This is a genomic window from Bosea sp. F3-2 (assembly GCF_008253865.1).
Lineage (GTDB): Bacteria > Pseudomonadota > Alphaproteobacteria > Rhizobiales > Beijerinckiaceae > Allobosea.
The window spans coordinates 2,264,762-2,284,120 of sequence record NZ_CP042331.1; the positions used below are offsets into that span (position 1 = coordinate 2,264,762).

15 protein-coding genes are annotated in these 19,359 nt (G+C 65.9%); 6 read left to right on the forward strand and 9 right to left on the reverse strand.

All coding sequences use genetic code 11. The features are described from left to right. Positions 1-336 precede the first annotated feature (336 nt). The 7 genes from FQV39_RS10510 to FQV39_RS10540 all read right to left on the reverse strand — a co-directional run bounded on the left by FQV39_RS10510 (position 337) and on the right by FQV39_RS10540 (position 9,677). Positions 337-1,539, reverse strand: a complete 1,203-nt coding sequence (locus FQV39_RS10510) for a mandelate racemase/muconate lactonizing enzyme family protein (protein ID WP_149130242.1) — start codon at positions 1,537-1,539, stop codon at positions 337-339. 5 nt (positions 1,540-1,544) lie between these two features. After that, the gene (locus FQV39_RS10515) at positions 1,545-2,765 is read right to left on the reverse strand and encodes a mandelate racemase/muconate lactonizing enzyme family protein (protein WP_149130243.1); all 1,221 of its coding nucleotides are present in this window, start codon (positions 2,763-2,765) and stop codon (positions 1,545-1,547) included. A 20-nt stretch (positions 2,766-2,785) separates the two neighbouring features. Further along, a complete protein-coding gene (locus FQV39_RS10520) occupies positions 2,786-4,513 on the reverse strand; it encodes an ABC transporter ATP-binding protein (RefSeq protein WP_149130244.1) in 1,728 nt (575 codons plus the stop codon). After that, positions 4,510-5,637, reverse strand: coding sequence for an ABC transporter permease (locus FQV39_RS10525; protein ID WP_149130245.1), 1,128 nt, complete (start codon positions 5,635-5,637; stop codon positions 4,510-4,512). The genes FQV39_RS10520 and FQV39_RS10525 overlap by 4 nt, the downstream gene beginning before the upstream one ends. A 3-nt stretch (positions 5,638-5,640) precedes the next feature. Beyond that, the gene (locus FQV39_RS10530) at positions 5,641-6,627 is read right to left on the reverse strand and encodes an ABC transporter permease (protein ID WP_149130246.1); all 987 of its coding nucleotides are present in this window, start codon (positions 6,625-6,627) and stop codon (positions 5,641-5,643) included. A gap of 63 nt (positions 6,628-6,690) precedes the next feature. After that, entirely contained in the window at positions 6,691-8,592 is a 1,902-nt protein-coding gene (locus FQV39_RS10535; RefSeq protein WP_472840641.1) for an ABC transporter substrate-binding protein, read from the reverse strand. Between the two features lie 143 nt (positions 8,593-8,735). Further along, positions 8,736-9,677 carry an aldose epimerase family protein gene (locus FQV39_RS10540; protein WP_149130248.1) on the reverse strand — a complete coding sequence of 314 codons (942 nt, stop codon included), beginning with the start codon at positions 9,675-9,677 and terminating at the stop codon, positions 8,736-8,738. Between the two features lie 233 nt (positions 9,678-9,910). Between FQV39_RS10540 and FQV39_RS10545 the strand changes: the two genes are divergently transcribed. From FQV39_RS10545 to FQV39_RS10555, 3 genes are all read left to right on the forward strand, one after another. Further along, positions 9,911-11,638, forward strand: a complete 1,728-nt coding sequence (locus FQV39_RS10545; protein WP_149130249.1) for an IclR family transcriptional regulator domain-containing protein — start codon at positions 9,911-9,913, stop codon at positions 11,636-11,638. A gap of 80 nt (positions 11,639-11,718) precedes the next feature. Beyond that, on the forward strand, positions 11,719-12,540 hold the full coding sequence (locus FQV39_RS10550) for an NAD-dependent epimerase/dehydratase family protein (protein ID WP_149133772.1): 822 nt from the start codon (positions 11,719-11,721) through the stop codon (positions 12,538-12,540). Positions 12,541-12,596: 56 nt separating this feature from the next. After that, positions 12,597-13,853, forward strand: coding sequence for a glucarate dehydratase family protein (locus tag FQV39_RS10555; protein WP_149130250.1), 1,257 nt, complete (start codon positions 12,597-12,599; stop codon positions 13,851-13,853). Between the two features lie 23 nt (positions 13,854-13,876). On the opposite strand, the gene FQV39_RS10560 is transcribed toward FQV39_RS10555, so the two are convergent. Together FQV39_RS10560 and FQV39_RS10565 are read right to left on the reverse strand one after the other, a co-directional pair. After that, positions 13,877-14,767, reverse strand: coding sequence for an SMP-30/gluconolactonase/LRE family protein (locus tag FQV39_RS10560; protein WP_149130251.1), 891 nt, complete (start codon positions 14,765-14,767; stop codon positions 13,877-13,879). Between the two features lie 223 nt (positions 14,768-14,990). Beyond that, positions 14,991-15,869 carry a LysR family transcriptional regulator gene (locus FQV39_RS10565; protein ID WP_149130252.1) on the reverse strand — a complete coding sequence of 293 codons (879 nt, stop codon included), beginning with the start codon at positions 15,867-15,869 and terminating at the stop codon, positions 14,991-14,993. 2 nt (positions 15,870-15,871) lie between these two features. Here FQV39_RS10565 and FQV39_RS10570 point away from each other — a divergent pair, with 2 nt between their 5' ends. The 3 genes from FQV39_RS10570 to FQV39_RS34215 are packed head-to-tail and all read left to right on the forward strand — an operon-like array spanning position 15,872 to position 19,079. After that, positions 15,872-17,017: a four-carbon acid sugar kinase family protein gene (locus FQV39_RS10570; protein ID WP_248313389.1), complete on the forward strand. Its 1,146-nt coding sequence runs from the start codon at positions 15,872-15,874 to the stop codon at positions 17,015-17,017. Beyond that, positions 17,014-18,024, forward strand: coding sequence for a 4-hydroxythreonine-4-phosphate dehydrogenase PdxA (gene pdxA, locus FQV39_RS10575; protein WP_149130253.1), 1,011 nt, complete (start codon positions 17,014-17,016; stop codon positions 18,022-18,024). Before FQV39_RS10570 ends, pdxA begins: the two co-directional genes overlap by 4 nt. Then, complete coding sequence (locus tag FQV39_RS34215; RefSeq protein ID WP_149130254.1) at positions 18,024-19,079, forward strand: cupin domain-containing protein; 1,056 nt, start codon at positions 18,024-18,026, stop codon at positions 19,077-19,079. The genes pdxA and FQV39_RS34215 overlap by 1 nt, the downstream gene beginning before the upstream one ends. Positions 19,080-19,359 lie beyond the last annotated feature (280 nt).

Sequence of the window (19,359 nt, forward strand, 5' to 3'; positions counted from 1 at the left end):
GTTCGGGTTAATTGGAGAGCGTCCGCACATTGAGGGTCACAGACGTAAGGCCGATTCTGGCCCGTTGCTGACATTAGCAATGTCCGCTCTTCGGCAGTTCATCCTGCCGGAGGCGGCGGCCGTGATTGGCCCTTGGCAACTTCCGCCTGGAAGCGGTTCAAAAATTCGCGCTGTCCGCTTGTTTCTCGCTGCCGCGGCCGAGCGGTCCGGCGCGCTCGCGGCGCCGGGCACTCCATCGCTAAATCGTCCACAACGCGGCTGCTCGTGGCGAAAGAGAACCAGGCCCACTTCAGCACCGCCCCGCAACCCAAGCCCATCACCCTTCCGCCTGCCGCATCAGGCATAGGCGGTGGAACCGTCCGGGCGGCGCGGGACCTTGCGCTCCCAGTGGATGTAGTCCTCCCTGGCCAGGACATCCATGTCCATTTCGACGCCCCAGCCGGAGCGGTCGGGCCGCAATTCGAGATAGCCGTCCTTCGGTAGATAGGGGTCCTTGACGTACCAGGCTCCCTGCGAGCGATCGGGCTGGACATTGGCATCGCCCCTGCCGTCGCCGAAGGCGTAGTTGGGGCCATGCGGGAGCCGGTACTCGAGAATCCGGAAGTTGGGCTGCGCCGCCGAGAAATGCAGGTTCACCGCGGTGGCCAACGGTCCCATCGGGTTATGGGGGGCGATGGTCACGTAGTGCGCTTCGGCGATGGCCGCGATCTTGCGCATCTCCAGCAGCCCGCCTACGACACAGATATCGGGCTGGATGATGTCACAGCCCTTGACCGAGAGCAGCCGCAGGAACTCGAACCGGCTGTAAAGGGATTCACCCGTCGCGAGCGTGCAGCTCAGCCCGCGCTTCAGCTCGCCCCAGGCCTCGAAGTTCTCGGGCCGGAGCGGCTCCTCGAAGAAGAGCGGATCATAGGGAGCCAGCGCGTTGCCGAGCTGTATCGCCTGCCCGACCTCGAAGATCTTGGCGTGAGCGTCGAAGGCGATCTCGTAGTCCGAGCGCACCGTCTCGCGGAGCGTGCGGAAATACTCGGCGCTGGTGCGCACGACCTCGCCCCAGCGATTCGCATGCATGTCGATCCGATAGGGGCTGAGCTTGAACGCCGTCAGCCCCCATTCCTCGTTCAGGGCGTTGAGCTGGTCGCGCGCGATCGCCGGGTCCGGCGCAGTGTAGACGCCGGCATAGACGCGCACCCGGTCGCGAACATTGCCGCCGAGCAGCATATAGACGGGAACGCCGAGCGCCTTGGCCGAGATGTCCCAAAGGCAGTGGTCGATTGCCGAGATCGCCGCCAGCCCGAGCGCTCCAGGCGGGAAGCGGCTCTGCTGCAGCAGATAGAGGATCAGGTATTCGATCCGTCGCGGATCTTGCCCACGGATGAACTCGAACAGGTAGTCGAGCAGCGGCAGCAACGCCTTGTCCGGGCCGTGATTGTAGCACTCGCCCCAGCCGGTCAGTCCGTCATCGGTATCGATCGCGACGACCACGCGGGGGCGGTCCTTGTCGCGTGACATATAGGCCCGCAGGCGTTCGATCTTCATGGGCTCTAGTCCTTGAAATAGGCGCCGCGCTTCCAGCGCGTCTGAACGTAGACATGCTCGCGGAAAGTGCCCTCGGCATAGGAGCCGGAGCCCTCCGTCACAGGGATCGATACGTTCATCTCGCTCGGCCATCGCGCGACGAAATCCTCGTCGATCTCGACGCCAAGGCCGGGGCGGTCGGGCACGTCGAGATAGCCGTCGTGCGAGGCCGGGTGCGGGATGACCGTCTTGGCACGGCCGTCCCAATCATCCTCGATGCGCTCAAGGACGAGGCCGTTCGGGCAGCTCGCGAGCAGATGCAGCGCGGCATATTCCGCGACCGGCCCGAGCGAGCCGGAATGCGGCGCCAGCATGATGTGATGCGCCTCCGCCATCGCCGCGATCTTCTTCATCTGCGTGATGCCGCCGGCGCGTCCGGTGTCGGGCTGCACCACGTCGATCAGATCGCGCTCGATCAGCTCGCGTTCGCCGAAGATCGTCGCCATGCGCTCGCCAGCCGCCAGCGTCACCGCCGAGTGGTCGCGGATGCGGCGGTAGCCGTCGAGATTGTCGGGCGCAATCGGATCCTCGACCCACATCATCTTGAAGGGTTCGAGGGCGCGGCAGACCTGCGTCGCATCGGCCGGCGTCAGCCATGGCGGGCCGTGCAGGTCGATGGCGATGTCCATCTCCTCGCCGACCGCTTCGCGCAGCGCCGCGACCTTTCTGACGGGATCGGAAACGCCTCCGCATTTGATCGCGGTGACGCCGCGCTGCTTCAGCGACAGCGCGGTCTCCGGGGTGTTCGCGTGGCCATAGATGCGGATCTTGTCGCGCAGCTTGCCGCCGAGCAGATTCCAGACCGGTGTGTTCAGCGCCTTGCCCTTGATGTCCCAGAGCGCCATGTCGATGCCGGTCATCGCGCCGGCGCCGACCACGCCGGTCATGCCGTGGCCCATGATCGCGATCTGCATCTTCTGCCAGAGCCGCTCGATATGCGTCGGATCCTCACCAACCAGCAGCGATTTCAGGTCTTCGACCGCGGTTCTGATCACGCGCGGCCAGCCCGAGCATTCGCCTATGCCGGTGATGCCTTCATCTGTGACAACCTTGACGAACAGCCAGTTGCGGCTGCCGGTGAGGTTCTTCGAGAATTGCTGCGTGCCGAATGATCCGTCCGACGCCCAGTTCTTGAGGCTGGGCGCGCCCGCATGCATCAGGAAGGTCCTGATATCGACGATCTTCATGGCCATGCCCCGGGGTTCAACTAGCCGACATAACGATGCCGGCGGTGGATGCTGCGGGCCCTGGGATCAGGCCGCGGAATCGCCGAGAGCAGTGCCTGGGTATAGGGGTGCGTCGGCGCGTTGCAGACCTGCTCGGCCGCGCCGGTCTCGACCACCTTGCCGCGATACATCACCGCGACCCGGTCGCACATGTAGCGGATGACGCCGATATCGTGGCTGATGAAGACGTAGGACAGCCCGAGCTTGTCCTGCAGGTTCATCATCAGGTCGAGCATCTGCGAGCGCAGCGAAACGTCGAGCGCCGAGGTCGCCTCGTCGGCGACGATGATGCGCGGATTGAGCGCGATGGCGCGGGCGATGCCGATGCGCTGGCGCTGGCCGCCGGAGAAGGCATGCGGGTAGCGCTCCCGCCAGGACGGCTCCAGACCGACCTGGCGCAGCAGCTCGGCGACCCGGTCGTCGAGTTCCTTGCCCTGCGCGATCTTGTTGACGAGCAGGGGCTCGCCGACAATCTGGGCCACGGTCATGCGCGGGTTGAGCGAGCCGACCGGATCCTGGAAGATCATCCGGATCTCGCGCCGGCAGGCCTTCAGCGTCGCCTTGTCGGCCTTGAGCAGGTCCACGACCTCGCCATCGGCGCGGCGATAGTCGATCGTCCCGGCCTGCGGCTCGTAGACCCTGAGTAGACAGCGTCCCATTGTTGTCTTGCCTGAGCCGGATTCTCCGACGATGCCGAGCGTCTCGCCCGGCCTGACCTCCAGCGAGACATCGTCGACGGCCCTGAGCGGAGCTTTCAGCGAGCCGAAATACATCGCGAGGTTCTTGACCTGCAGGACCGGCGCGGCTTCCTCCGCGATCGGCGGCCGCTTCAGCCGGATTTCGGCCTTCTGCTCCAACTTCAGCACGGAGCCGATCAGCATGCGGGTGTAGTCGTCCTGCGGCGTGTGGAAGATGGCGTCGACCGGGCCGCTCTCCATGACCTTGCCGTGGTGCATCACCAGCACGTCATCGGCGATCTCGGCGACCACGCCCATGTCGTGGGTGATGAACATCACCGCCATGCCGTGCTGCTTCTGCAGCCGCCTGATCAGGTCGAGGATCTCGGCCTGCGTGGTGACGTCCAGCGCCGTCGTCGGCTCGTCGGCGATGAGCAGGGAGGGGTTACAGGCCAGCGCCATCGCGATCATCACGCGCTGGCGCATGCCGCCCGAGAATTCGAACGTGTAGCGATCCACCGCGGTTTCGGCATTGGGGATCTCGACCTGCTTGAGCAGCTCGACGCAGCGCGCGCGGGCCTCCTTCTTGCCCATGCCGAGATGCAGCCGCAGCACCTCCATGATCTGGTCGCCGACCGTGTGGACTGGCGAGAGCGACGACATCGGCTCCTGGAAGATCATCGCGATCTCGCGGCCGCGCACCGCGCGGATCTCCCGACCGCGCGGGTTCAGCTTCGCGAGGTCGACGGAGGTTCCGTCGGGCCGGTGCAGGACCATCGAGCCCGAGACGATACGCCCCGGCGCGTCGACGATCTGCAGGATCGAGCGCGCGGTCACGCTCTTGCCCGAGCCGCTCTCGCCGACGATGCAGAGCGTCTTGCCGCGCTGCAGCGTGAAGGACACGCCGTCGACGGCCCTGACGACGCCGCTGCGCACCGGGAAATGCGTCACGAGATTCTTCACGTCGAGGATTGTCGGCGCCTGGACTGCGGCGCGGACCTCCTGGCCGGTGGCAAGATCGATGACGCTCATTTGTTGTACGGATCAGCGGCGTCGCGCAATCCGTCTCCCAGGAAGTTGAGGGCGATCACGGCGACCACCACAGCGACGCCGGGCGCGAACAGCCAGGGCGCGGTCGCGATCGAGCGGATGTTCTGGGCCTCGCGCAGCAGCACGCCCCAGGAGATGGTCGGCGGCTGCAGGCCCAGGCCGAGGAAGCTGAGCGCGGTCTCGGCCAGGATCATCGCTGGGATCGCCAGCGAGATCGAGGCGATGATGTGGCTGGCGAAGCTCGGCAGCATGTGGCGGAAGATCACCCGTCCTTCCGAGGCACCGTCGAGCCGGGCCGCGGTGACGAATTCCTCGGTGCGCAGGCTCAGGAAGCGGCCGCGCACGACCCGGGCGAGCTGCGCCCAGCCCGTCAGGGAGAGGATCAGCGTGATCATGAAGTAGTTGAGCGTCGCCGGCCAATCCTGCGGCAGGGCCGCCGAGAGCGCGAGCCAGATCGGAATGCTGGGCAATGACAGCACGAACTCGATGACGCGCTGCACCGCGAAGTCGATCCGCCCACCGTAATAGCCGGAAATGCCGCCGAGCAGGATGCCGATGGTCAGGGAGAGCAGGACGCCGACCAGGCCGACCGACAGGGAGATCTGGGTACCCTGGATAATGCGGCTGAAGACGCAGCGGCCGAGCCGGTCGGTTCCGAGCAGAAAGATCGGCTGGGCCTTGTTCTCCGAGGCGATCAGGTGGGTCGTGGTGCTGAACAGGCCGAACAGCTTGTACTCGTAGCCCTCGCCGAAGAACCGGACGTAGTTCTTGCGGGTCTTGTCCTCGCTATAGATCGCCGAGAGCGTCTGCGGGTCGCGCTTGAACGCGGAGGGATGGATGAAGGGGCGGAAGGACCAGCTCCCATCCGCCGCCCTGTCGATGAAATGGATCACCTGCGGCGGGTGAAAGGCCGCCCGCGCATTCTGCAGCGACGGGTCGTTGACGGCGAAGAAGCCGGGCGCGATCGCGATGATGTAGAGGAACGCCGTGACGACCAGCCCGGCCATGGCGAGATGGTGCCGCCTGAAAGCCCACCAGACGAGCTGCCATTGCGAGGCGACGGCCAGCCGCTTGCTGTCGACGGATGAAAGGGCGGTGTCGGTCATGGCCTATTCCAGCCTAATGCGGGGGTCGACGAGGGCGAGCAGGATGTCGCTGATCAGCGAGCCGATGAGCGTGAGCGCGCAGATCAGCAGCACGAAGGCGCCGGCCAGATACATGTCCTGGCTCATCAGCGACTGGAGCAGGAGCGGCCCAGCCGTGGGCAAGCTCAGCACGATCGCGACGATGATCGAGCCGGAGACCAGGTTGGGCAGCAGCCAGGAAATCGTCGAGATGAACGGGTTGAGGGCGAGGCGGACCGGGTATTTCACCAGCAGGTGGAACTCCGAGAGGCCCTTCGCCCGTGCCGTCGTGACATAGGGCCTGTTCAGCTCGTCGAGCATGTTGGCGCGCATGACGCGGATCAGGCTGGCGGTGCCGGAGACGGCCAGGATGATGACCGGAATCCAGAGATGCTGCAGCAGGTCGATGACCTTGCCGATGCTCCAGGGCGCCGTCAGGTACTGCTCGGAGAAGAGCCCGCCGACCTCCTGCCCGAACTCAACGGCCGCGACGTACATCAGCACGAGCGCGAGCAGGAAGCTCGGGATGGCGAGGCCGAGGAAGCTGAAGAAGGTGACGATGTAGTCGCCGATCGAATATTTCTTGACGGCCGAGAACACGCCGATCGGCAGCGCGATGCCCCAGGTCGCGAGCAGGGTCGAGAAGGTCAGCACCAGGGTCAGCGCCATCCGCTCCCAGATCAGGTCGCTGACCGGCTGCTGCCACTCGAAGCTGAGGCCGAAATCGCCTCGCAGCACGATGCCGCTGATCCATTTGAAGTATTGGACGATCATCGGCTGGTCGAGCCCGAAGCGGACCCGCAGATCCGCCGCCGTGTTCTGGTCGACCACCTCGTTCGAGGCGGCGAGCGTCGCGATATAGGTCGTGACGAAGTCGCCCGGCGGGAGCTGGATCAGCACGAAGGCCAAGAAGCTGACGACGATCAGCGAGGGCACCATCCAGAGGAGGCGCTTGACGATGAAGCGGAGCATGGCACTGCCTGTCTCGGTTGGGGGAGCCCGGCCGCGCCCGCGGCGCCGCCGGGCTCCCGCCGATCACGTCGCGAAGAAGAACTGCTGCGGCAGGGCCGGGCCGGGATTGGGCCAGGACCAGGCGTTGGGATATTTCGGCGGCACGTTCTGCAGGTTGTTCTTGCAGATGCCGAAGGCGTTCACCGCCAGGCAGATGCCTATGGTCTCGAAGGCGTCGGCCGTCAGGTCGAAGACCTGCTTCATGATCTCGCCGCGCTTCTGCAGGTCGGCCGTGGCGCGCGCCTGGTCGTAAAGCTTCATGCGCTGCTTCTGGCTCTCCGGCGGCTCCTGCCCGTCCTTGCCGGACGAGACGTACCATTGCGCCCAGGGAATGGCGTAGCGCGAGCCCTGGGTGTGCTGGGCGAGGTAGTCGCGCGGATCGAGCATGGGATCGAGGCCGCCGGGCCCCGGCCAGACCGCGGCGTCGTGGTCGTTATTGTCGCCGCGCGTGTAGTACAGCGCGCGCTCGATCGTGTTGACCTTGATGTCGACGCCGATCTCGGCCCAGTGGCGCTTCACCAGCTCGAGCGCGTCGACCTCGTCCGGATACAGGGTCGGAATCACGTCGATGGCGAAGAAGACCTTCTGCCCGTCGGGCCTCAGCCTGATGCCGCCGGCGTCCTTCTTGGCATAGCCGAGCTTGTCGAGGATGGCGTTGGCCTGGCCCGGGTCGAAATCGGTGAACTGCTTCGACAGCCCCTCGTGATACCAGGGGTGGCCGGGGCGCGGCCCGGTCTGATGGGGCTCCGACTGGCCGAGATAGACCAGGTCGATGATCTCCTTGCGGTTCATGCCCAGCGAGAGCGCCTTGCGGAACTCCTTGTTCGCGAACATCTCCCGCATCTTCGCGTCCTTGTGGGTCATGTTCAGGTAGATCTGAACCTGTTGGGACGACGAGTTGACGAGCTCGATCAGGCGATAGCCGCCCTTCTGCATGTTCTGCGACAGGGTCGGCTTGTTCTGCAGCGTGTCGAGATGGCGCTCCTGGATGTCGAGGCGCCCGGAGATCGCGTCGAGCATCAGCGACTCGACGTCCTGCGAGATGCTGAAGGTGAGCCGGTCGATATAGGGTAGCTGATTGCCGACGCTGTCGACCTGCCAGAAATAGGGATTGCGCTCCATCACGACGCGCGTCGCGCCGCCCGTATAGGGCTCCTTGATGACCCAGGGGTCGAGCGTCGGCTTGTCGGCATTGCCCCAGCGCGACGGGATCTCGATATCGCCGCACTTGTTGCGGAACAGCGTGCCCCAGTCGGACAGGTTGGCGGCTTTGACGAGATCGGCCACGCCCGGGTTGTACTTCGGGTGGAACTGGCTGCAGTAGTGCTTGGCGAACAGCGTCGGGTGTTGTCCGAGCGGCGTCGCCATCTGCTCCAGGAACAGCGCATAGGGGCTGGCGAAGGTGAACTTCACCGTGGTCTCGTCGATCTTGGTCGCCGTGCCGGCCTGGCCGCTGATCACGATCGGCGAAGGCGGCGACTTGTAGAGTTCGGTGTTCTTGGCGCAGTCCTCGATCGAGAAGACGATGTCATCGGCCGTGAACGGCTTGCCGTCCGACCATTTCATGCCCTTGCGGAGATAGAAGGTGAACTCGGTCGAATTCGGGTTCACCTCCCATTTGTCGGCGACATTCGGCAGGACCTCGGTGAAGGCGAGGTTCCAGCGCACGAGGCCCTGGTTGCCGACCATGCGCAGGATGCCGTTATGGTCGGACGAGCCGCGCAGGCCGCGCCTGAGCGAGCCGCCATAGCGGCCCACCTTCTCCACGGCGATGACGAGCGGATTGGCCGAGACGCGCTCGGCCAGCGGCGGCAGCTTGCCTTCGGCCGCCAGTTTGGCAAGGGCCGGCGCTTCCTTGGCCGTCTGGGCGGAAGCCGCATGGGGTATGGCCGAAAGCGCGGCGGCGCCGGCAAGCCCCTTCAACATGTCACGACGGTCGAGGCCTCGGCGCTCACCTGGTCCGTGTTCGGTATCCCTGCTCATGGTTTCCTCCCGGTAGAGATGTTGCCCGGCCTCTTGGCCTTGTTTTCTTGGGTAGAATGGTTGCTGCAGCCGCGTTTCGGATCACCTCATGCCAGCCTGATCCGCATGATGGCCGAGATCGCTTCGCCAGGGCGCAGCACCCGCGCGCCAGTGCCCGCCTGTCCCGCCGCCGCAAGGTTGAAGGCGTCGGCGACATGGCTCACCGGCTCGAGGCACAGGTAGCCGCCGCCGGCAGGGACGTGGAATACGAGGTGGTCCAGCGGGGCGTCCGCCTCGATCACGACCCGTGTGCCGTCGCGCCGGTCGATCGACGCCGTTCCGCCCCAATCGGCGTGATAGGCTGTGACCTCCTCCTCGCCATGGCGTGAATCATGGACGCGAGCGCTACCCGTGAGCGTCCGAAGCTCCCGGCCGCAGCCGTCGGCATCCGCCTCCCACAAGGCATCGGCGGCAAAGCGGATGCGGTCGCCCTGCGACACCGCGAAATAGGGATGAAGCCCCAGGCCGATCGGCATCGGCGACGCTGCCCGGCTTTCGACTCCGATCTCATGGGTCACGCCGGTCGCATCGAGCGTAATGCGCTGAATGGCCTCGAATTCCCACGGCCATGCATCCGGAGTGTTCTCCGGGTCGTGCCGGTAGTGCATCTCGACCTGCGCCTCCGAGTGCCGGGTCATGGTCCAGGGCCGCATCTGGCAGAAACCATGCAGCGCATGGGGCGCGGCGGCCGGGTGCGACGCAAGCTCGACCCGGGTTTCGCCAAATCGGAATGCGGCTCCGCGGATGCGGTTGGAAAAGGGAACGAGCGGGTAAGTGCCAGCCTTCGGCCAGTTCAGCGGGTCGAAGCCGGTCTCGGGCATCGGCACCAGCACGTCGGTGCGGCCGCTCCCGGGCTCCTCCCGCCACAGCGACGCGAGCCGTCCGCCATCGAGCGGCCTCACGCTCGCGTGCATCCGTCCCGCCACCAGGGCGTGAACGTGAGGCGAGGCCTCGGCCGAACGGAGTGGTGACGTCGTCGCGTCCACCATTGCCACGTTTCGTCCCCACTGAGCCGGGAGAGCCCCGATCTTGAGGGAAAGGCTAGGAGTGGCTGGGCACGCTGTCAACGACCATTCTTACTATGTATGAAGAGGTGGGTTACTTCGCATTTGCAGCATATATATTTCTCACATCGTGATACTGGACCATTGCGGCCGATGGCGTGTCTGCGTAAGCTGTGGCCCTCTCCGCATCAGCCCGCCCCGACAGGCCGCCCCGTTTCATGCGTCACCGCCTCGCCAGCCTCGAACCGGATGCCGCGCCCGAAGACGAGGGACAGAAGGCCAACGCCGTCACCGAGGTTCGTGGCACCAGGCTCGTCGGCAAAGCGCTGAACCTGATCGATCTGATCGTGGCCTCGCCGGGCGAGCACAGGGCGCAGACCCTGGCCGACGAGCTGGGCGTCCCGCGCAGCACGGTCTATCGCATCATCAACACGTTGCAGCAGCGCGGGCTGGTGCGCGTCGAGGCAAGCGGGCAAGGCTATTTCCCGGGCTTCCGATTCCTCGAATACGCTCAGGCCGTCTGGCCGATCCCGGACCTGCCGATGCTCGCCATGACGGAGATCCGCTGGCTTAACGAGCTCAGCGGAGAGACCGTCTATTTCGCCGCCCCGGGCGGCATCAACATGATCATCATCCAGAAGATCGTGAGCCTTTACCCGATCAGCACGGGGGCTCCGCTGGGCAGCCTGCGACCGCTCTATTGCTCCGGAATGGGCAAGGCGCATCTCGCGGCACTGGCCCCGGCCGAACGCGAGGCGCTGATCGGCCGCATGAGCTTCGAGCGCGTCACGGACCGCACGATCACGGACCCGGCCCAGCTGCGCTCGCAGCTCGACCTCTTCCGGCTGCGGGGTTATGCGATCGACGACGAGGAATTCATGGAGGGGGTTCGCTGCGTCAGCGCCGCCGTACCCGGCGAGGGCGACGTCCCGCTCGGAGCCTTCACGGTCTCGGGCCCCTGTTATCGGATGACGCTGGAGCGGGTTCACCAGCTCGGGCCTGAGGTCGCCACCGCGGCCCGGCGGCTCGGCGAGTCCGTCAGGCGGCAAGGCGGCGTGCGTCCGCGCGCCCGGCCCGATGGCGGACAGGTGCCGCTCGCCGCCAACGGGCGTTCCTTCCTGGGAAAGTCGCCGAGCTGGGATGCGGAGACAGGTTCGCTGCTATGGCTGGATGCGCTGGCCCCCGCGATCATGCGTTCGGGCGCCGGCCAATCCGTTGCTGCACCCCAGTCGGAGGTGATGGCGCAGTTTACCGCGCCGGCGATGGCCCTGACCGCGATCGGCGAGGGACGCTGGCTCGTGGTGACGGAAAAAGGCGCCATGACCGTCGACCGGAATGCGCGTTTCTCCCCCTTGAGCCCGGCGCTCTCGCCGGGGCTGCTCGCCGGCATCGCCTCCGCCTGCCATGGGCAGGACGGGCAGATATGGCTCGGAGTCGGGGAAACCTCCGCCTCGCAGGTGCGCCCGGGGCTGTATCGGCTCGCTGGCGGAGAACCGGAGCTGGAGACGGAATTGCCCGTCGCTCCCACCGATATCCTGATCGATGCGGCCGGGCGCTACCTCTATGCCGCCCTCCGGGATGCCGGCGAAATCATCCGCTTCCCGATCGGCAAGGTGGGCAGGCTCGGGCGCCAGGAGGCGGTCGCGCGCGTCGACGCCATCCATGGACGCCCCATAGCCCTGGCACTGGAGGAGCCTGATCATCTATGGGTCGCCCTATGGGATGGCTGGAGCCTGGCGCGTCTGCAGCGCGACGGTTCCGACATGCGGCTTTTGTCCCTCCCCGTGCCGCGTCCGACCGGGCTGGCCTTTGGCGGAGAAGGTGCGGACCTGCTCTACGTCACGAGTGGCCGGATTGGACTGACGCCGCACCAGATTGCCGAAGCCCCGGCATCCGGGAGCGTCTTCACCCTCGACAGGCGGCTTCGGGCCGCCCTGCTGCGCTGAGCCGAAGAAGCATCGGACCCACTCATTCGCTCAAGGCAAAAGCCGGGAGAAGACGCATGGTACAGCAAGAGCCGACCGTCATTCGCAACCTCCTGATCACGGGCGGCGCCGGCAATATCGGGCGAAAACTGCGCCGGGAACTCGGCACGCGCTTCGCTCGCATCCGCATTCTCGACGCCGTCGCTCCGGCCGCTCTCGCCGCCAACGAGGAGGCCGTGCAGGCCGATATCTCCGACATCGCCGCCGTCGAGCGGGCCATGGCGGGCATGGATGCAGTGATCCACATGGCGGGCGTCGTGCGCGAAGCGCCGTTCGAGGCCATTTTGCAGACCAATGTCGTCGGCACCTGGAATGTCTATGAAGCAGCGCGACGCCAGGGCGTGGGTCGCGTCGTCTTCGGCTCGAGCAACCACGCCGTTGGCTTCTACCCCAGGCATCAGCGCATCGACGAGACGGTGCCGCCGCGGCCGGATGGCCGGTACGGGCTCAGCAAATGCTGGGGGGAGGCTGTGGGTGCACTCTATGCCGACAAATACGGCATCCGCAGCATGCATGTGCGGATCGGCAACGCCGCCGACATCCCCGGCAATGCCCGCACGCTCAGGATCTGGATCAGCGGGCGCGATCTTGCCCAGCTCTGCCTGATCGGGCTGGAGCATCCCGACATACACAACACCATCGTATACGGCGTCTCGGACAATGTTGGCGGCTGGTACGACAATGCCGTCGCTCGTGGGCTGGGCTACAGGCCCCAGGATCATGCCGAGGACTACACGGAGGAGGCCATGGCTGGGGAGGCCGAACTCACGCACGAGCCGCCCGCGCTCTATTTCCAGGGCGGCGGCTTCTGCGCCCTCGAATATGCCGGCGCGCCCGTTCCTCCGCCCGCGCCAAGTGCATGAATCGTCCGCTTGCCTTGCGACCAATCCAGCTCACCCCAATCCTGCCGAGGCCTCCGATGCGCATCATCGATGCCCGTATCACTCCGATCGCCTTCCGCGACCCGCCGCTTCTGAATGTCTCCGGCGTGCACGAGCCTTGGGCCCTGCGCAGCATCATCGAGGTCGAAACCGCCGACGGCCATGTCGGGCTCGGCGAGAGCTATGGCGATCTGGAGACCTTGGCCAATCTGGGCAAGGTGAAAGCCGGCCTGATCGGACTCGATCCATTCGATCTGAACGGGCTGACGCGCGTCGTCTATGCGGCAGTCGGCGGCAGTCCGGATCCCGGCCAGACCTTCGCGCCCGCCGGTGACAAGGCCCGCGCCTCGGCGCTCGCCGCCTTCGAGGTCGCTTTCCTCGATCTCCAGGGCCAGATCATGGGCCGCCCGCTTTGCGACGTCCTCGGCGGCAAGCTGCGCGACCGGGTGCCCTACAGCGCCTATCTCTTCTACAAATTCGCACGACACAAGGATGATCCCGGCTATCCCGCTGATGATTGGGGCGAGGCGCTCAGCCACGAGCAGATGGTCGAGCAAGCGCGCCGGATGGTGACGGAGTTCGGATTCGGTTCCATCAAGCTCAAGGCCGGCGTGTTCGAGCCGGATTTCGAGATCGAGACGCTCCGGCACTTGCGCAAGGCTTTCCCCCTCCATCCCTTGCGGATCGACCCAAATGGCGGCTGGTCGGTCGAGACGACGCGGCGTGTGATGCCGCAACTGGAGGGATTGCTCGAATATCTCGAGGATCCCGCCGGGACGCTCGCCGAGATGGGGCAGGTCGCGACATTCGCGCCCATGCCGCTTGCTACCAACATGGTCACGATAGCGTTCGGGCATATTCCTGAAACGATCCGCCTGAACGCCGTTCAGGTCGTCCTGTCCGACCATCATTACTGGGGCGGCCTGCGCGCCACCCAGCATCTCGCACATCTCGGCCGCGTCTTCGGCTTCGGCATCTCGATGCACTCGAACTCACATATGGGCATCAGCCTGGCGGCGATGACCCATGTCGGCGCCACGATCCCCAATCTCGCTTATGCCTGCGACACGCACTATCCTTGGCAGGTCGAGGAGGTTATCGAGGGCGGCAAGCTGAGTATTGAGAACGGTTCGCTTGCGCCGCCGGAAGGCCCGGGCCTTGGCGTGCGGCTGGACCGTGCTGCGCTGGCCCGCCTTCACCGGCAATATCTCGATTGCGGCATCCGGGTGCGCGACGACACCAGCGAAATGCGCAAGTACCGGCCGGACTTCAATCCCGCGCGCCCGCGATTCTGAAGCCCGCCCTACAAGAACCGGCCCTACAAGCGCATTTCCAGCGGCTCGCCGAAACGGGCCACTGGCGCGCCCGGCACGTCGACGCGGAACGACAACACCGTTCCTGCCCGCTTCGTGCCGGTGCGGTCCGTGGTCAATGAGGTGACGAAGAGCGTCTTCAGATCAGGCCCGCCGAAACAGGGCATGGTGGGGGCCGGCACGGGCAGCAGAACCTTGCGGTCGATGCTGCCATCCGGCGCGATCCGGTTGAGGCAGCCGGCGGAGACCCCGGCCGACCAGTAGTAGCCCTCCGCATCGCAGGCCGCTCCATCGGGCCGGCCATCCTCCTCTTCCAGCAGGCAAATGCGGCGCTGGCGGCTTAGCCCGCCGCTGGACAGGTCGTAGTCAAAGGCCTGAACGAATTTGCCGCGGCTGTCGGAGTGAAACAGCGTTCGCCCATCCGCCGACCAGGCCAGCCCGTTCGAGACGATGAGGCCATCGAGCATCCGGGTGCAGGTGCCGTCATGATCGACGCGATAGAGCGAGGCGACGGGCCGCTTGTCCGGCGTATCGTCCATGCTGCCGACCCAGAAGCGGCCATCGGGGCCGACCTTGCCGTCATTCAGGCGATTGCCGGGCCGATCCGCCTCGGGATGGGCCACGAGCTCGAACCGGGCGCTGGTGAAGTCGAAAAAGTGGATGCCGTGTCGCAAGGCCACGATCGCCCGGCCGTCGCGGCACAAGCCGAAACTCCCGATCGCGCTCGGCATATCCCAGCGCGCAAGCGCGCGCGTCGCGGGATCGAGCCGGAACAGGGCGGGAGCCAGGATGTCCACGAAGTACAGCGCTTGTTCGGCGGCATGCCAGAATGCGCCTTCACCAACCCCCAACGGCAGATCGATCAGTTGTTCGACGTCGGGCGAATCGATGCGCATGACTTCCTCCTTGTCGCCGCCATACCGGAAGTTCGGTGCTGACACCGCGCCAAGTTTGATATTTCAAGCCTCACGAAGGCCCCGCAACGCAAATACGCGCAGAGCCACATATTCGATGTCCGTTGTCCGGTAGGTTTCGAATGTCAACTTCTGGCGCTCGTCTCGTAGGGGTGCATGACGTTGATGACCTTCGTGACGGGCCGAAGTAGCCTGGAGCGTTCGGTCAGCCAAGCGACCTTGCGCACTCCTCCTGCAGCCAATGTGCGAGAGCACGAGCGCCCCTGGACAGCTCTCTCTCGCCGGTCCAGATGAGGCCGTAGTGACTTCCATCGTCGTCAAAGCCGACAGGTGCCAGCAAGCGTTGTCGATCCAGGTCGTCGGTCGCCAGGACGAGTGGGCTCAGCGCGACCCCCAGCCCGGCTGAAGCGGCCTCGACGATCAGGAAATGATGGTCGTAGAACCGGATCTCGGTGGGCGGATGGCATGAGGGATGGGCAGCGAGCCACTGCGACCAGGCGTCCGGCCTAGTTTTGGAGCCCAGCGCGATATAGTTGCCACCCTCGAACGCCGGAACGAAGTGGGGGCTCATCACGGGCCCTACCCTTTCCGCGAAGAGGCGCTGGACATGCCATGCTTCGGGCAACGCGAAGTCGAGCCGGCGTATGGCGAGATCGATCCGGTCGCGCCGGAACTCGACCGGCCCGCCGCCGACCGAGAGGTGCAGCGCGACATCGGGATGCGCGGCCTGGAAAGCTCCCAGCCTCGGGATGAGCCAGCGCATGGCGACGGAAGGCTCGCACGAGAGCACCAGGGCGTTCTGCCGGGACGTCGTGGCGCGCAGGCTCTCAACGGTCGCCGACAACTCGGTGAAGAACCTGCCGAGGGTGAGGTTGAGCATCTCGCCGGCGGGGGTCAGCCGCAGGCCGCGGCCGCTCTTCTCGAACAGTTTGAAGCCAAGGTCCTCCGACAGCCTGGTGATGCGCCGGCTGACGGCGCCATGGGTCAGCGCGAGGGTGCCTGCCGCCAGGCGCACCGAGCCAAGTCGAGCCGCCGTCTCGAACGCACGCAGGTCGTCCAGGGATGGTAGTTCCGACCGCTTCATTGGTGATCTGGTATCACCGGTATGGTGCAGAAACTATCGCTTTTCTTGTCGCGTGGACGGGGCATGATCGGGACATGCGAAGCAACGGGAAACCAACGGTCGGGGTTCTCGCCGACGATCTGACCAGTGCGGCGGACGGGGCTGGCCCCTTCGTCATGCGCGGCCACGGCGCTTGGGTCGGCCGGGGCCGATTGCCCCGGCAAGAGAGCGACGTCATCGCCGTGGACAGTGGCTCGCGGTCGGTTCCGGAGGCCGAGGTCGCGGAGCGGGTCGCGCGTCTCATCGCGCAACTCGCCTCACGTGACGTCCTCTACAAGACGGTCGACTCGACGCTTCGCGGACATGTGAGGATGGAGCTGGACGCGACGTTCCGGGCAAGCGGGCGCAAGAGGCTCGTCTTCGCCCCGGTCTTTCCCGCAGCCGGACGCACAACCGTCGGCGGGGTTCAACTTGTGGGCGGTATCCCAGTGTCGGAGACCGCGTATGGCCGCGATCCGGTGCATCCGGCACGCCATTCGGTGCTCGCCGACCTCCTCCCGCCCTCCATCGCGAACGTGGTGATGCTCGACGCCACGACGCAGGACGAGCTCGACGCGCAGGTTGCGGCCTTGCCCGATCCGGAAGCCACGCTGTGGGTGGGCTCCCCGGGGATGGCGGTGGCGCTGGCGCGGCGCCTGGCACCGACAGCGACTGGGGCTCCTGCTGCAGCGGCCGGTGGCGGGCCTGGCGACATTCTGATCGTCATCGGCAGCGCGAACCCGCGCAGTCACCGTCAGGCCGATCAGGTCGAGGGGGCGAGCGGGGTCACCCTGCTGCGCAGCCCGGGCCAGCGCGAGGACGATCCCGCGCCGCTTCTGCGGGGGATTGCAAGGGATGGGGCAGACAGGCTTCGTGCCCGAGCCTTCGCCGCGTTGATTGCCACTGGCGGGGACACCATGGAGGCGATCCTTGACCTCCTGGAGGTTCGGGAATTCGAGATCCTCCACGAACTCGAGCCAGGTTTTCCGCTTGGCCGTGCCTGGCTCGATGACGGGCGCGCGCTCCTTCTCGCCATGAAGGCCGGGGGTTTTGGCGACGAGGACACGCTGCGCCGTGCGGTCACGCGGCTGCGCCACGCGGCTCCTCGCTCCGAGGTCGTGCTGCCATGAACGAAACCCCTCCCCTCGCCATCACCATGGGCGATGCCTCCGGCATCGGCCCGGAGATCGTGGCGAAGGTGCTCGCCAACGGAGATGAGCGCGCCGTCGTCTTCGGCAGCCATGTCGTGATGTCCGACATCGTTTGCCGCCTTCGCCTGGACGTTGCGGTCCGGGCGGTGACTGTTCCCGAGGAGGCGAGGCTTCAGCCCCGCTGCATCGAGGTGATCGAGGTGACGCAGATCCGTGAACCGCCGCCCGTCGGGAGGATCAGCGCCATGTCCGGCCAGGCGTCGTTCGATGCCATCGTGGCCGCGATCAGGGCAGCCAGGGCCGGCACGGTCAGCGGCATCGTCACCGCGCCGATCAACAAGGAAGCCATGGCGAGCGCCGGGATCGGCTACCCCGGGCACACCGAAATCCTGGCGGATCATGGCGGGGCGCAGCGCGTCGCGATGATGCTCGCCAACGAGGAGATCTGCACGGTTCTTGTGACCATCCACACCTCGCTCCGCCAGGCCATCGAGCAGGCGGATTTCGACGCCCAGATGTCCGCGATCCGCCTCGCGCATGAGGGCGGGAAGGCGCTCGGGTTCGCCGCCCCGCGCGTTGCCGTTGCGGGCCTCAACCCCCATGCCGGCGAAGGCGGTCTGTTCGGGGATGAAGAGATCCGGATCATAGCTCCCGCCATCGCAGCCGCACGCGCCGAGGGCATCGACGCGAGCGGCCCCTGGCCGGGCGATACCGTGTTCATGCAGGCCCGCAAGGGGCGCTTCGACATCATCGTGGCCCAATATCACGATCAGGGCCTGATCCCCGTGAAATATCTCGGTCTAGAGAAGGGCGTGAACATCACGCTTGGGCTGCCGTTCGTCCGCACCAGTCCGGATCATGGCACAGCGTTCGACATAGCAGGCCAGGGTATCGCCGATCCCGCCAGCCTGGAGACCGCGCTCGCATACGCCCGGCGGCTCGTTTCCGCGCAAACCAGGTCGAACAGAACCGAAAAGGTGTCCTGATGGGACTTCGCTTCATCTTCATGCTCACGCGCAACGACCGCACCGTCGAAGACGCATCGGAGCAGCTTCAAACCGCCCTGCATCTCGGGGTCCGGCATATCGGCTTCAAGGATATCGGCCTGCCGCTCGACCAATTGAAGGCGCTCAACAGAGCCATCAGGGAGGGCGGCGCAACATCCTATCTCGAGGTCGTCTCGCTCGACCGCGATAGCGAAATCGAATCGGCAAGGGCTGCGGTCGAGATCGGCATCGATGTCCTGCTCGGCGGGACGAGGGTCGATGACGTGCTCCCGATCATCGCCGGCACGACAATCCAGTACTGTCCGTTCCCGGGGCGGATCTCCGGCCATCCGAGCGTTCTGGAAGGCAGCATTGACGAGGTCGTCGCCAGCGCGCGGACGCTGGCGGCCCGCGACGGCGTGCATGGCCTCGATCTGCTGGCCTATCGCTCGAGGGAGAACGTGCCAGCCCTGATTCAGGCGGTGTGCGCCGCGGTATCCAAGCCCGTCTATGTCGCCGGGTCCATCGACACGCCGGAACGGATCGCCGCCCTGAAGCAGGCCGGAGCCGCCGGCTTCACGATCGGCACGGCCGCGCTCGACGGGAAATACCCGGCCGATGGCAAGGACGTGCCCCACCAGCTCGCCACGATCATTCGCGACGTCGCGACGCTCAACAGGCACATTTCGCCGTTCCACAAGGAGAACCTGACGTTTGCGTTCGGCCGGTTTTCCGACACCTGGCCGCCCCATATTGCCGCGCGCGTCAACAACATGCAGATCAAGCTCGCCAGGTTCGAAGGCGAAGCGGCCTGGCATTTCCAGAAGCACGAGGACGAGGTCTTCTTCGTGCACAAGGGCCGGCTGCTGATGAGGTTCCGTGACCGCGACGAGCTCATCGAGGAGGGCGAGTTCATCGTCGTACCGCATGGCGTCGAACGTTGCCCCGCCGCCCCGGAGGGCGCTTGCGAGGTGGTGCTGCTCGAGCTGGGTACGACAGCAGGCGCCGGCATCGTGGAGGACGGTCTGACCAACGCCGGGTTCTTCCACACCTGACCGCCGTGCTGGCATGCGCCAAGGGCCGGCCCCAACGATGGTGACTCCTGTCGCTGAACGGGAATGTCCTCTCGCTTGGCAACAGCGGAAATTGGCTCACTCGGAATGAGAGTCGGCTTTGGGTCGAGGCTGTCGTCTAATCGCAGCTCGAAGATCAAGCCTTTTTTGCGGACTGGGATGTCGCTTGCCGGGAGCACGGTCGTCTTCGCGGTCGACATGAAGTCGCCGCATGATGGGGCTTCGCGCGAACCTTCCAATGTGTGGAGCGCAGGCGGCGAGC